The sequence below is a fragment of the Campylobacter sp. RM15925 genome, from assembly GCF_012978775.1.
In the GTDB taxonomy this organism is placed as follows: Bacteria; Campylobacterota; Campylobacteria; order Campylobacterales; family Campylobacteraceae; genus Campylobacter_A; species Campylobacter_A canis.
Window position 1 is genome coordinate 15970 of record NZ_LIWP01000005.1, and the last position, 13089, is coordinate 29058.

Annotated in this window: 12 protein-coding genes; 4 read left to right on the forward strand and 8 right to left on the reverse strand. The window is 40.1% G+C overall.

All coding sequences use genetic code 11. The features are described from left to right. Positions 1-3 precede the first annotated feature (3 nt). Positions 4-909 (forward strand): DMT family transporter, encoded by a 906-nt coding sequence (locus CDOM15925_RS04030; protein ID WP_169941362.1) that lies wholly within the window; start codon positions 4-6, stop codon positions 907-909. Beyond that, positions 906-1688 carry a glutamate racemase gene (gene murI, locus CDOM15925_RS04035; protein ID WP_169941364.1) on the forward strand — a complete coding sequence of 261 codons (783 nt, stop codon included), beginning with the start codon at positions 906-908 and terminating at the stop codon, positions 1686-1688. Before CDOM15925_RS04030 ends, murI begins: the two co-directional genes overlap by 4 nt. Positions 1689-1733: 45 nt before the next feature. Here the strand turns inward: murI and CDOM15925_RS04040 are convergent, their stop codons facing one another. From CDOM15925_RS04040 to CDOM15925_RS04055, 4 genes are all read right to left on the reverse strand, one after another. Continuing rightward, positions 1734-2234: a tetratricopeptide repeat protein gene (locus CDOM15925_RS04040; RefSeq protein WP_169941366.1), complete on the reverse strand. Its 501-nt coding sequence runs from the start codon at positions 2232-2234 to the stop codon at positions 1734-1736. 63 nt (positions 2235-2297) lie between these two features. Continuing rightward, on the reverse strand, positions 2298-2945 hold the full coding sequence (locus CDOM15925_RS04045; RefSeq protein WP_169941368.1) for a M48 family metallopeptidase: 648 nt from the start codon (positions 2943-2945) through the stop codon (positions 2298-2300). Between the two features lie 18 nt (positions 2946-2963). Continuing rightward, the gene (pgtP, locus tag CDOM15925_RS04050) at positions 2964-4301 is read right to left on the reverse strand and encodes a phosphoglycerate transporter protein PgtP (protein WP_169941370.1); all 1338 of its coding nucleotides are present in this window, start codon (positions 4299-4301) and stop codon (positions 2964-2966) included. Positions 4302-4417: 116 nt separating this feature from the next. Beyond that, a complete protein-coding gene (locus CDOM15925_RS04055) occupies positions 4418-5737 on the reverse strand; it encodes an MATE family efflux transporter (protein WP_169941372.1) in 1320 nt (439 codons plus the stop codon). Positions 5738-6055: 318 nt separating this feature from the next. Here CDOM15925_RS04055 and CDOM15925_RS04060 point away from each other — a divergent pair, with 318 nt between their 5' ends. Next, entirely contained in the window at positions 6056-7369 is a 1314-nt protein-coding gene (locus CDOM15925_RS04060) for a sodium-dependent transporter (RefSeq protein ID WP_169941374.1), read from the forward strand. 8 nt (positions 7370-7377) lie between these two features. Then, on the forward strand, positions 7378-9315 hold the full coding sequence (gene abc-f / locus CDOM15925_RS04065; protein ID WP_169941376.1) for a ribosomal protection-like ABC-F family protein: 1938 nt from the start codon (positions 7378-7380) through the stop codon (positions 9313-9315). 171 nt (positions 9316-9486) lie between these two features. Here the strand turns inward: abc-f and CDOM15925_RS04070 are convergent, their stop codons facing one another. The 4 genes from CDOM15925_RS04070 to CDOM15925_RS04085 form a co-directional block, all read right to left on the reverse strand. Beyond that, on the reverse strand, positions 9487-10446 hold the full coding sequence (locus tag CDOM15925_RS04070; RefSeq protein WP_169941378.1) for an ArsA family ATPase: 960 nt from the start codon (positions 10444-10446) through the stop codon (positions 9487-9489). Further along, positions 10446-10703 (reverse strand): cory-CC-star protein, encoded by a 258-nt coding sequence (locus tag CDOM15925_RS04075; protein ID WP_169941380.1) that lies wholly within the window; start codon positions 10701-10703, stop codon positions 10446-10448. Before CDOM15925_RS04075 ends, CDOM15925_RS04070 begins: the two co-directional genes overlap by 1 nt. Next, complete coding sequence (locus CDOM15925_RS04080) at positions 10700-12361, reverse strand: carbon starvation CstA family protein (protein ID WP_169941382.1); 1662 nt, start codon at positions 12359-12361, stop codon at positions 10700-10702. Before CDOM15925_RS04080 ends, CDOM15925_RS04075 begins: the two co-directional genes overlap by 4 nt. 234 nt (positions 12362-12595) lie before the next feature. Next, a complete protein-coding gene (locus CDOM15925_RS04085; RefSeq protein ID WP_169941384.1) occupies positions 12596-13087 on the reverse strand; it encodes an ankyrin repeat domain-containing protein in 492 nt (163 codons plus the stop codon). Positions 13088-13089: the final 2 nt, after the last annotated feature.

Genomic DNA, 13089 nt, shown 5'->3' on the forward strand with positions numbered 1-13089 from the left:
GCTATGTTTAAGGCCTATGCGTCTTTAATAGGCGCTACTTTTATCGTCGGATTTTCGTTTGCTTTTGTAAAAATTTCGCTTGAGAGCGCAAGCGTATTTGAAAGCCTTGCGCATAGATTTAGCATAGCTTTTCTTGCTGTTTTGATCTTGCTTAAATTTGGCGTTATCAGCGCTAAATTTAGCTTGCAGGATTTAAAGCAAGTAGCATTTATCGCGGCTTTATATCCAAGCTCGTTTTTTGCTTTTCAGGCTTTTGGACTAGTTTATACAAGCTCGCTTATGGCTGGAGTTTTGCATGCATGCACACCTATCATGACGATGATTTTTGCGCAAATTTTTATCAAAGAGCGAACAAATTTACTCCAAAAGCTTTTTATCTTGATATCTGTTTTTGGCGTAGTTTATATACTTGTAATGTCTGGAAATTTAAGCGCAAATTCAAGCTTTTTAGGCAACTTTTTGATCCTACTTTCGGTAGTTGCTATCTCGCTTTATAACGTTTTCACAAGGAAAATTTTAGTCAAATTTGAGATATCAAAGCTCGTTGTTATAATGGTTTTTATCGGATTTGTCTTTTTTAACGGTTTAAATTTGATCGATTTTGTTTCAAGTGGACGTGATTTGAAGCTTTATTTTGCACCGTTTTTGGAAGTTAAATTTAGCTTTGCGATAGCGTTTTTAGCTATCTTTAGCTCCGTATGTACATCCTTTTTATTTGGCTACGCCTTAAAACATCTTGAGGCTTTTAAAGTCGGCATCTTTAGTAACCTTTCGACTTTGATAACCATCATCGCGGGAGTCGTTTTACTAGATGAAAAATTTGAAATTTATCATTTTATAGGGACAATTTTGATAATCTTAGGCGTTTTAGGTCTTAACTTATCAAATTTAAACAGGAAACAAGAGTGAAGATAGCTATTTTTGACTCGGGACTTGGCGGACTTAGCGTGCTAAATGAAGCCCTTAAAAAATTGCCAAACGAGCAGTTTTTATACTATGCCGATAGAGATAACGTCCCTTACGGTCTAAAATCAAACGAGGAAATTTTAAATTTTACAACCGAAGCGGTAAAATTTATGCAAGAGCAGGGCGCAAAGGCTATCGTTATCGCTTGCAATACGGCTACAAGTGTCGCTATAAAGGAGCTTCGAGCGAATTTTAACCTGCCTATCATCGGCATGGAGCCCGCCGTAAAAAAGGCCGTTGATACATGCAAAAAGGCAAGAACTCTCGTCATCGCTACTCCGATTACCGTTAAAGGAAATAAGCTAAAAGAGCTGATAGCTCGCGTTGATAGCGATCATCTTATAGATCTCGTTGCGCTTGCAAAGCTAGTTGAATTTGCTGAAAATGAGGAGTTTAACTCGCCTAGAGTGAAGGAGTATTTGCAAAGAGAGCTTTTGAAATTTGATCTGTCGCTTTACTCGTCATTGGTGCTTGGCTGCACGCATTTTAACTACTTTAAAGATAGTTTGCGCGAAATTTTACCAAGTCATATAAGGCTACTTGACGGCAACGAAGGCACTGTAAATAAGCTTAAATTTGAGCTTGAAAGGCTAAATTTGCTTGAAAGCTCGCCTGCAAATGTGGAGTATTTTTATTCAGGTAGAGCGGTAAAACAAAGTGCCGAGTTGGATAAGATAAATAGATATCTAGCTCGTCTTGATAAGATGCTTTTAATAGAGTGAAGTTGCAAATTTAAATTTCATCCTCGAAGCGTTTTGGCGCTAAATTTAAAGCTTGTTTGATCTTTCAAGATCGCCAGCCCACTCGCATCCCAGCTTATCGCCCGCATTGCAGGACTTGTCAAAAAACTCTTTTGCTTTTTTAAAATTTGAGCGCTCAAGATATGCAGAGCCGACCGTACTGCAAGCATAGCCTTGCCCGAGTTCGCAAGCTTTAGTAAAGAGCTCTTCCGCCTTTTTGGAGTCAGCCTTAACCGTTTCGCCAAGCTCATACATCCCGCCTGCTTGCGAGCAGCCTTCGCCCAATCCCGCTTCACAACCTTTGATATATAACTCAAGCGCCTTTTTGGGGTCTTTGTTTGCAAATTTGCCAACTTGATACATAGTGCCTAGTTTTGAACACGCATCAGCATTTTTATTTTCGCAAGCGGTGCTAAATTTTTCAAACGCCGTTTTAAATTCAGCATTTTGATAGGCTTTTAATCCGTCTTCAAAATCCCCGCTCATCGCAACCATAACCGCAGCAGATAGCATTAATATCTTTTTCATTTGATCTCCTAAAATTTGAGACATTTTATCATAATAAAAATTATACTATGCTAATATAGCAGATTATATAACGGCTTTGTTTAGGCGCTTTTCGCGTTCTTTAAAATCGCTCATTAAAGAGCCGATATACTCATAAAAGCTCTTTTGATGATGCGGGTAAATGAGATGGGTTAGTTCGTGAAGTATGACGTATTCGATTAGATCCGGCTCTTTTTCGATGAGGTTTAGATTTAAGTTAATGTAGCCTTTGTGATAGTTACAGCTTCCCCAGCGTGTCTGCATTTTTCGTATCACTACGCGGTTTATTTTGCGGTTTATGGTAGGGGCGAATTTATCGATAAATTCGGTAAAAACGCGCTTTGCTTCGCTTTTTTTAAACTCCTCAAGCCTCTTTAAATTTGGAGCCAAAATTTGATCATCCGATATCAAAACGGAGTTTAAATTTTCATCAAATTTTATCTTATAAATTTTGCCAAGCAATCTAAACTCATCATCTTTTAGCAAATTTGCAGAAATTCTTTCATGCGTTTTAGTAAGCCAATCTTTGTGAGCGTTTAGGAAATTTATGGCTGTTTTTTGTGTAGTATAAAACGGCAAAGAGCAAGAAATTTTGCCTTGCTTATTTATCTTAAGCCTTATATTTCTTGCTCTTTTTGTAAATTTTAAAAATACTTTAAAATCTAAAAAATCAATTACTCTCTCTTTTGTCATATTGTGCTAAAGAGCGTATCAGTCAAGCTGTCTTGATGTCTTGTGGAACAAGGTTAAAGCGATAAACATGAACGCCAAAACACAAGAGGCGATTAGTGCGTAAAATCCACCGTCCCATCCAAAGACATCTACTAATTTACCCATTACATATCCCGCACTTGCCGAGCCTAGCAAATATCCAAATAGTCCCGTTAGTCCGGTTGCAGTACCGGTTGCTACTCTAGGGACAAGATCGGCAGCTTGAAGTCCTATCATCATAACAGGTCCGTATATCAAAAATCCGATCGCAACTAGACAGAGGTTATCTACTAAAGGATTACCGGCAGGGTTTTTCCAGTAAACCACTATAGCGATTAAAACACCTACTAAAAAGAGCAGCATAGGCGGTGCGCGGTGGCCTTTGAAAACCTTGTCGCTTAGATATCCGCTGGCAAGCATACCGAAAATTCCAGCGTATTCGTAGAGGAAATACGCCCAGCTTTGCTTATCTACGGTAAAGTGCTTAACCTCTTTTAGGTATGTAGGTGCCCAGTCTATGATCCCATATCTAACAAAATATACAAATATATTAGCAATAGTTATAGCCCACAAAAATTTGTTATTGATGATATATTTGTAGAAGATATCTTTTGAGCTTAGAGTGTGGGCTGATTCTACCTTTTGGATGTGTTTTTCGCCTTTATACTCTTCAACAGGCGGTAAGCCTACGGATTCAGGAGTATCTCGCATAAGATAAAACATCACGAAGGCTAAGACTATGGCGATTAATGCAGGCAAGTAAAATAGAGATTGCCAAACGCCAAAAATGGAAAGTCCAAGTATAGCAAGAGGTCCGATGAGTCCGCCTCCTAAGTTGTGAGAGATGTTCCACCAGCTCCACCATACTCCGCGCTCCGATGTAGAAAACCAGTTTGTCATGCTCTTTGCGCCCGGAGGATAGCCCATGCCTTGAAACCAGCCGTTAAGTGCGCCAAGAATTATCATAGTTTCTATAGATGAAAGCACTCCGGGAACCAAGCCAAATATAAGACTAATGATTGCCGAACAGATAAGACCTATCGCCATAAAATACTTGGGGTTGCTTCTATCCGAGATGTTTCCCATGATAAATTTACTAAAGCCGTAAGCCATAGACAGCGCCACACCGACTTTACCTAAATCAGCCTTGCTAAAGCCGTATTCGTCGATAAGATAAGGAATTGCTAGAGAGAAGTTTTTGCGGATGAGATAGTATGCCGCATAACCTATAAATACACCGGCAAAAATTTGCCAACGAAGTTTTTTATACTCCGCATCAACGCGAGAAGGCTCTACTTTTTGCGTTGATGGAGGAGAAGCCTTTAGAAATGAAAACATATTTCTCCTTGTTAAGTAGTAAATTTAAATAAAAACACGCCATTTTATCACAAGGTAACTTTAAAATTTGCTTTATTGTATAAATTTAAGATTTGATTAATATATTTAACTTGACCTCACACAAGCCGTTTTGACTGCCATTTTCTACTCTTCCATCGCCAAGTATTTACAAGGCCTCTTAGCCACTCATCAGCTACAAATCCGATCCAAACCCCGATTATACCCATGTCTTGAACTATGCCAAGATAGTATCCAAGCGGCAAGCTAACGCCCCACATGAAAATAAGCCCCGTTATAAGCGGAAATTTCGCGTCTCCTGCGGCACGAAGCGAATTTACTATGACAATGTTAAAGGTTCGTCCCGTCTCAAGCACGATAGAAAGCGCAAACAAAGGCACCATGATCTCTTTTAGCTCGGCTGTCAAATTTAGCCTATCCATGATGATCTCTTTGCCAAAGTATGCAGCCAAAACCACGATAGTAGTGGCTATAAAGCCAAGCTTAAGCGCGTAAAACGTCCTTTTATAAGCGTCATCAAACCGCATGGCGCCTACTAAATGCCCCACGATGATCTCGTTTGCCACACTTATACTAGCTCCGCAAAGCAATATCAAAAGTGTGATCTGAAAGTATATGGTCTGCACGCTTAGACTTGCTTCACCCATGCTTGCCACAAAACCAAAAGCGACCATGTATTGCGCCATCCATAGTAAATTTTCTCCCGCACTTGGAAGCCCGACGGATAAAATTTTGCTTAAAATTTTAAACGGCAAGCTAACTAGCATTTTTATATAAATTCTAACTTTTGCGGTGCGAGAAAGGATGATAAAAAGCACTATAAGCGCAACTAGCCTTCCGACGAGAGTTGATACGCCAACTCCGTATAATCCGTAGTTTGGAAGCCCAAACCAGCCAAAAAGAGCTATTGCGTTGCCAAGAAGCGTAATGACGTTCATTAAAACGGAGACAAGCATAACCTGAAATGCGAAGTTATAGACTCTAATAACCGCCGCAAGAACCATCCCGACTCCGTCAAAAAATAGCGCTATACCAAGAACGTGTAGGTAGTTAAAGCTCTCGTCTATCAAATTTTCAGGCACTTGTAAAAGCTCTAAGACCTCATGCCCGTAAAAGTAGATAAATATCGCTGCCGTGATGCCAAAAATAGTGTTAAAAGTGATGCTTGCGTGTATAACTCTGATGGCTAAATTTTTGTTTTTTGCGCCCAAGGCTTGAGCGACTACGACAGAGCAACCAACGCTTAAAAAACTAAAAATCGTCATAAAAAGATCCATGACTTGATTGCCCGCACCCATTGCGCCCACTAGATGAATGCTTACTTTTGTCACCATGTAGGTGTTTATGATGAGCGTTATAAAGTGTAAAAACATATCCAAAAATATAGGAATCGTAAGCTTTCTAAGCGAGAGGTTCATAAATTTCTCTTTTGTACAGGGGGTTAAATTTAAGGGTTAATTATATCAAATCATCTGCGTTAATTATGCTTAAATTCCTGTTGTTAAGTTAATTTAAGCCTTTAAATTTTAAAGCTACAAAGCGATGTTTGTAAATTTGAATTTTGATTTAACCAATAAGAAATGAAATTTGCAAATTTCGTTAAATTGGCATTTGTAACTTTGTGTGCAACAAAGCTAAACATTATCCCTCATTTATGCCTAAAATAGGCTTTTTATAATATTTTTATTAGCTTACTTAAGTATAATCTTTGCAAATTTAAATTTAACGGGTGCGAAATGGAAAAGAGAAATTTCACTTCAAGATGGGCCTTTATAATCGCTTCGGTAGGCTCTGCTATAGGCATGGCAAACGTCTGGGGGTTTCCTTACAAAGTAGGGACAAACGGTGGAGGCGCATTTTTGCTTATATATCTGTTTTTTATCGCGATATTTTCATATGTGGGACTTTCGGCCGAATACGCTATCGGCAGGCGAGCCAAAACAGGTACCCTTGGCTCTTACGAGTATGCTTTTAGCACGCGCGGACTTGATAAGATAGGCAAAATCGTAGGCTGGATACCGCTGGCAGGCTCCATGTGTATAGCCATAGGCTATGCCGTCATCATCGCTTATATCCTAAAGGCGCTTACTCAAGCTATCACGGGCTCTTTAATGAGCGTTGATACAAATACCTGGTTTGAGTCTTTTGCTTTCAGTGATTATTCGGTCATTCCTTTTCACTTTATAGTGGTTGCGGGCACGCTCTTTACCCTTCTTTTTGGCGCAAAGAGCATAGAAAAGACAAATAAAATAATGATGCCTCTGTTTTTCGTGCTGTTTTTTATACTTGCTATTAGGGTTGCTATGCTTGACGGGGCTTTTGAAGGATATAAATTTATCTTTAGAGGAGGCTGGGATAAGTTAAGCGAGCCTATGGTTTGGGTAGCTGCGATGGGGCAGGCGTTCTTCTCACTTTCTATCACGGGATCTGGCATGATAGTTTATGGAGCCTATCTATCTAAAAAAGAAGATATTGTAGATTCTGCTAAGAAGACGGCTTTTTTTGATACTCTTGCGGCGATGACGGCTGCTCTTGTAATGATACCTGCGGTGTTTGCTTACTCTATGGATCCGGCTGCCGGTCCTGGGCTGCTTTTTGTAACTTTGCCTAAAATTTTACAAGATATGCCCGGCGGGCAAATTTTTGCGATTATTTTATTTACGGCGGTGATATTTGGCGGTATAACGTCTTTACAAAATATGTTTGAAGCCGTCGCCGAATCGATAATGCACAAATTCCCAAATATAAAACGCGTGCCTATGCTGATTATCTTGTGTGTTGTTTGCTTTGGCATCGGCGTAAATATGGAAGCTATTAGCAAATGGGGTCCTTGGATGGATTTCGTATCTATCTATATCATCCCTATCGGTGCGGTCATAGGCGCAATATCTTGGTTTTGGATTATCAAAAAAGAAGAGATAATGGACGAGATAAATACAGGTGCGGCTAGAGCTCAAGGCGCGCTTTGGTATAACATAGGAAGATACATCTATGTGCCGATGGCTCTTACGCTTTGCATAATTGCACTTAGTATGCAACACTCGTTTTAAGGGTTAAAGTGGCGTTAGTCGATCTTATCGAAGTTAGTAAGAAATTTGGCGCTAATGAAATTTTAAATCAGATAAATTTCAGCATAAACGAGCGTGAGATCATAGCCGTCATAGGCAAAAACGGAAGCGGCAAGAGCACTCTTATGAAGCTTGTAGCAGGAAGCTATGAGCCTGACACGGGAAGGCGTGTAGTGCAAAACGGCATAAAGGTCGAGATGCTCGCGCAAAATCCTAAATTTGATGAAGGTATAAGCGTCAAGGAGGCTTTAAATTTAGAGCTTAAAGAGATATTTGATGCTAGAAGCGAGTATGCAACCGTGCTTGAAAAGCTTTCCGACAATCCAAGTGATAAGGAGCTTAATTTAAGGCAAGATGAGCTTATAAAATTTATAGAAGCGAAAGACGGCTGGCAGATCGAGCGAAAGATCGAGCAGGTTTTGATCGAATTTAAGCTAAAAGAGTATGAAAATAGGGCGGTTTCTAGCCTTAGCGGTGGTGAAATTCGCCGCGTAGCACTAGGCGCTTTAATCCTTAAAAAGCCCGATGTACTCTTACTTGATGAGCCGACAAACCACCTTGACGTATATATGGTGCGTTTTTTAGAACAGATGCTTAAAAGCTCAAAGCAAACCATCGTATTTATAAGCCATGATCGCTATTTTATCGATGCTTTGGCGACTAGAAGCGTTGAGGTCGAGGAGGGCAAACTTCGAAGTTTTGACGGCGGATATGCTAACTATTTAGCCAAAAAGGAGGAAATTTTACTCTCTTTGGCCAAATCTCACGAGACATTACTAAAGCAGCTTAAAAGCGAAGAGGAGTGGCTAAGACGAGGAGTTAAAGCTCGCCTTAAGCGCAACGAGGGTCGCAAAGAGCGCGTTATGCAGATGCGTGAAGAAGCCAAGAAAAATCCCGGCGTTATCAGACGAGTAAGACTTGAGCTTGAGCGTGCGAGTAAAAATTTCAACCAAACCCACTCGACAAATCGCAAAAAAATGCTTTTTGAGATTAAAAATTTAAGCAAGAACATTGGCAGTAAAATTTTATTTGAAAAATTTGACGCGCGAGTATTGCAAGGAGAGCGTATCGCTATAGTAGGGCGAAACGGGAGCGGTAAGAGTACTTTGCTAAAAATTTTGCTGGGACTTGATAAACCAAGCGGTGGCGAGATCAAGCGTGGCGATGTGAGGATAGGGTATTTTGATCAGGCAAGAAGCGCGTTAAGCGACGAAAAAAGCCTTATAGAGGTATTTTGTCCAAACGGCGGAGATAGGGTGCAGGTGCGCGGACGAAATATGCACGTGTACGGATATCTTAAAAATTTCCTCTTTCCAAAAGAGTTTTTAGATAAGCCAATCGGCGTGTTAAGCGGAGGGGAGAAAAACCGCGTTGCGCTTGCTTTGCTTTTTGCGGGCGAATACGATGTGCTTGTGCTTGATGAGCCGACAAACGACCTTGATATAGCAACTATTAATATTTTAGAAGATTATCTGCAAAGCTTTGAAGGAGCTATCTTGCTTGTTAGTCACGATAGGTATTTTGTGGATAAAATTTCATCTAAACTTTGGGCTTTTGAGAGTGCTAAAATCGAAGTGGTTCATCAGGATTATAGTGTTTATCTTGAGCTTGAAGATGAGCTAAACGAGCTTGATAAATTTGAAGCCGAGATTAACAAAGATAGCGAAAATTCGGCCGAAAAACAAAAGAGTAAGAGTAGGAAATTAAGCTATAAAGAAAATCAAATTTTACAAAATCATCCGGATAAAATCGCTGTTTTAGAGGCTCAAATTTCAAAACTAAATGATGAACTCAGCGATCCAAATGTTTATCAAAAAATAGGACTAACTAAGCTTTATGGGGAGCTTGAAGCTGCTAAACAAGAGCTTGAAATTTTAGAAAACGAGTATTTTGAAGTTTTGGAAATCGCTGAAAATTTGGATAGTTAAAAAAGAAATCTAAGCGCTACTAGAAATTTAAAAGAAGTAGCTATTGCACTATCTTTTGCGTAACAAAACTATAAAGTCTTTTATATTTGCAGTTAAGATATAGCTTTTATTTGCGTGTGATATATTGAAGTCGTACTACTACTAAACCCTACTAAAGCTTTCAAATTTTGTTTAAAGCCTATCTTCAAATTTTAAATTCGCAAGCTTATCCACACCCCTTAAATCCTCTTTGCTTAGCATAACGTAAAATTTCTTAGTCTTTGGCAATGCTCTATGAAATTTAGCCAAAATTTCATCTTGCTTTTTGATCTGAGCTTGCCAAAAGCTATCGGTTTGAGCTTGCGGGATGATTTGATTTATAAAAATTCCTCCGACTTTTATGCCGAATTTCTCTAAAGTTTCGTTTGCGCGCAGGGTTTCAAAAAGAGGCAGAGCTTGAGGTATCATAACTAGATAAATCGAAGTTAGGCTAGGATCCTTTAGCGTTTGATTTGCTTCATTAAAGAGTTTTTTACGCTCATCAAGACGCTTTAAGGCTTGCTGCCATCTTAGCTCTTTGCTTGGTGCAAACGGATTGTGCTCGTAGTTTTCTTTCTTTTGCCAAAAGACCTTAGCGGCGTCGGCTACCTTTTCGCGATCTTTTTGGTGTCTCATAAGCCCTTCGCTCCACGCCGACATAATGCTAGGCATGGATAAAAGCCTGATCGTATGTCCCGTAGGAGCGGTATCAAATACGATATGATCGTAATCTTTTCTGTCAGTAATAAGCTCGCATACTTTTTCAAGAAGTGCGGCTTCCTGAGCCCCCGGAGTGTCTTTAGAAAGCTCTAAATGCTGCTTTATCTTAGCAAACATCTCCGGCTTTGAGTAGGTCTTTAGCGTCTCTTCGATGTTTTTGAAGTGTTCGTTTGTGATAAGGGTCGGATCAAGCTCAAGAGCGTCTAAATTTGCGCTTACATTTTTTATCTTGTGACTTAGATTTACGTCAAGCGCATCGGCTAGACTGTGAGCCGGATCGGTTGATATGATGAGTGTTTTTTTGCCGCTTGCAGCTAGCTTGGAAGCTATCGAGGCGGATATGGTGGTTTTACCGACTCCGCCTTTTCCTCCTATAAATAAAATAGGCGTCATCAGCAACACCCAAAGTGATCAATCGGGGAGCTTTGCATACCCATACGTTTATGCCATGCGTGAAATTCCTCAAGCAAAAACGGCAAAGTTTCTATGGTATAAAACGAAACGGGATTTTCTATGCCGAGACTTTCTGCAAAAACCATCAGCATAAAAAAATCATTTTCTTCTTGATAGCTCTTTGTTAGAGCGCTTCTATAAGGGGCGTTGTAGTATTCGCTAAGCCCCTCTAAAAACGCCTTTATCTGCTCTTTCATTTGCTTTTAAATTCTTTTTTAAGTACTGAAAAGCTTTCCAAGCAGACTAAGATCGTAGCGCCTAAAATGATACAATCAAGCGTGATAAGCAGCCAGTTGCTCTTGTTGTAAAAATCCACAAGCTGAAGCAGCAAACCTACAAAAGTAACCGAAAGCAAGAAAACAAGCGGTATAAGAGTGTATCTGATAGCACCTTTTTGTCTCAGTATCATAACGGTAATTATAAGCAGAGAAAGACCTGCCATAAGTTGGTTTGTGGTGCCAAATAACGGCCATATGATCATGCCTCCCTTGCCGTCGATTCCGCCTGCGCCAAATGCTAAAAGCAAGCATGAGCCTACCGCAAAAAGAGTAGCAACCTTGCCGTTTTTTAAGAAATTTAAGTTATAAACTTCACCCCACTCTTGAAAAATGTATCTTTGAAGTCTTACGCCCGTATCCATAGTAGTTCCTGCAAATAAAGCCGCCATAACCGTTAGCATCGTTGCTGAAATTTCAGGGCTTAGTCCGATACCTTGGCTCAAAATTCTTCCGCCGCCATCGATAAATGCTCCTATGCCTCCCTTGCCAAACGAGCTATATACGCCTTCCCATTCAGCCAAGCTTGCAAAGCCCGCAGTCGCCGCAAGTATGGCTGCAAGCGCTAGCAAACCCTCTCCGATAGCTCCGAAGTATCCGACAAATCTAGCATCCGTTTCGTTTTTAACTTGTTTTGCCGTAGTTCCGGTTGAAACTAGCCCGTGAAAGCCCGATATCGCACCGCAAGCTATGGTTACAAAAAGAAGCGGAAATAGTGACGGAGTTCCGGCAGGGACGTTTGAGTTAAACGCAGGAGCTACAATATCTGGAGAAACTACTAAAAATGAGAAATAAAGCGCTCCAAGACCGATGAATAGCTGAAGCCCGTTGATGTAGTCTCTTGGCTGAAGAAGCATCCAGACAGGTAAAGTCGAAGCTATGGCTGCGTAAATAAATAAAATAACTATCCAAGCGGCATTGGCATCAAGCCCAAGAACTTTATCGGGTAGAGCTAGCGGAACGCTAGGTCCGATAAATATCAGAGCATAAAGCGCAATTACGCCAATGAGTGATACGATAGGAAGGTTGAATTTAAATTTATAAATAGCCTGTCCGATGAAAAACGCAACTACAAGCGCACCCCAAACAGGAACGACGGATGAAGGAGTTTTTATCATCATTCCTGCTATAACCACGGCAAATACGGCATTTACCATAAGCAAAAGCAAGAATATAACCACCATCATAAGGCTTCTTGCGCGTTTGCTTAGAATTTGCCCTGATATGGTGCCTATAGAGTAGCCTTTGTTACGCACACTTGCCCAAATTGTGCTCATGTCATGCACGCCCGCAAAAAATATCGTGCCCAAGATAACCCACAAAAACGCAGGCAACCAACCCCAAATAACCGCGATCGCAGGACCTACGATAGGAGCAGCGCCTGCAACTGATGTGAAGTGATGACCCCAAAGGACGAATTTGTTTGTCGGGACATAATCAACGCCGTCTTCAAATTCTTGCGAAGGAGTTTTGAAATTCGGATCAAGCTTTAAGATCTTTTGAGCGATAAATTTTGAATAGATGAAAAATCCGATCGCAAAAGCACTTAAGCCAACAAAGAGTAAAACCAAAGAATTCATCTTGTATCCTTAATTTTGGCATATTTAAAAATTATATTTAAAAAGGCTTAAAGGTTGCTGTTTGGATTATAAATTTAATAATATTTATATTTTTTATATGTTTTAATGTTTCAAAATGAGACTAATTTATTAAATTTTTAGTTTAGATAATGTGAATTTTGGGGTGTAAATTTGTATAAATAGCCGTATTGAGCAAAGAATCAAGAGAGCCGAAGCTCTCTTGAAAGGAGGATGTTATGAAGCTTTTTTGCCAAAAATAGAGAGCAAATTTGAGCCTATTTTTGCTATTAGGCTTGGTTTTTTATTTACGCTTAGCAGGTATTTTGCCACTTCGCTTCTACCAAACATCACGGCAAAAGTGTGAGGCGTAGCTCCCATGCCGTTGTTTGCGTTTATGTCCGCACCCGCTTCAACTAGAGCCTTTACCACATCCAAGTATCCTTTAAATGCAGCTCCCGCAAGAGGGGTTTGCCCTCTATCGTTTCTTTCATCTACCAGTGCGCCGTTTGCTATTAGCATTTTTACGGTATTTATGGAGTTATTATAGCTTGCAAGCATTAAGAGCGTATCGCCTTTAGCGGATTTTAAATTTACATTTAGCCCAGCTTTTATCATCTTTTCAAGCTCGCTTACTTCGTCTTTTCTTGCAAAATCAAGCGCCATGAGGCAAAGTTCGTTATACCTTGCCTCTTCTTCTTTGCTAATCTCTAAATTTCTATCACTCATAA

Excerpts from the sequence above, each read along its gene's own strand:
- CDOM15925_RS04030 (WP_169941362.1), top strand. The coding sequence starts at position 4 with ATGTTTAAGGCCTATGCGTCTTTAATAGGCGCTACTTTTATCGTCGGA.
- CDOM15925_RS04040 (WP_169941366.1), bottom strand. The coding sequence starts at position 2,234 with ATGAAAAAGATATTAATGCTATCTGCTGCGGTTATGGTTGCGATGAGC.
- CDOM15925_RS04045 (WP_169941368.1), bottom strand. The coding sequence starts at position 2,945 with ATGACAAAAGAGAGAGTAATTGATTTTTTAGATTTTAAAGTATTTTTA.
- pgtP (WP_169941370.1), bottom strand. The coding sequence starts at position 4,301 with ATGTTTTCATTTCTAAAGGCTTCTCCTCCATCAACGCAAAAAGTAGAG.
- CDOM15925_RS04055 (WP_169941372.1), bottom strand. The coding sequence starts at position 5,737 with ATGAACCTCTCGCTTAGAAAGCTTACGATTCCTATATTTTTGGATATG.
- CDOM15925_RS04060 (WP_169941374.1), top strand. The coding sequence starts at position 6,056 with ATGGAAAAGAGAAATTTCACTTCAAGATGGGCCTTTATAATCGCTTCG.
- CDOM15925_RS04070 (WP_169941378.1), bottom strand. The coding sequence starts at position 10,446 with ATGACGCCTATTTTATTTATAGGAGGAAAAGGCGGAGTCGGTAAAACC.
- CDOM15925_RS04075 (WP_169941380.1), bottom strand. The coding sequence starts at position 10,703 with ATGAAAGAGCAGATAAAGGCGTTTTTAGAGGGGCTTAGCGAATACTAC.
- CDOM15925_RS04080 (WP_169941382.1), bottom strand. The coding sequence starts at position 12,361 with ATGAATTCTTTGGTTTTACTCTTTGTTGGCTTAAGTGCTTTTGCGATC.
- CDOM15925_RS04085 (WP_169941384.1), bottom strand. The coding sequence starts at position 13,087 with ATGAGTGATAGAAATTTAGAGATTAGCAAAGAAGAAGAGGCAAGGTAT.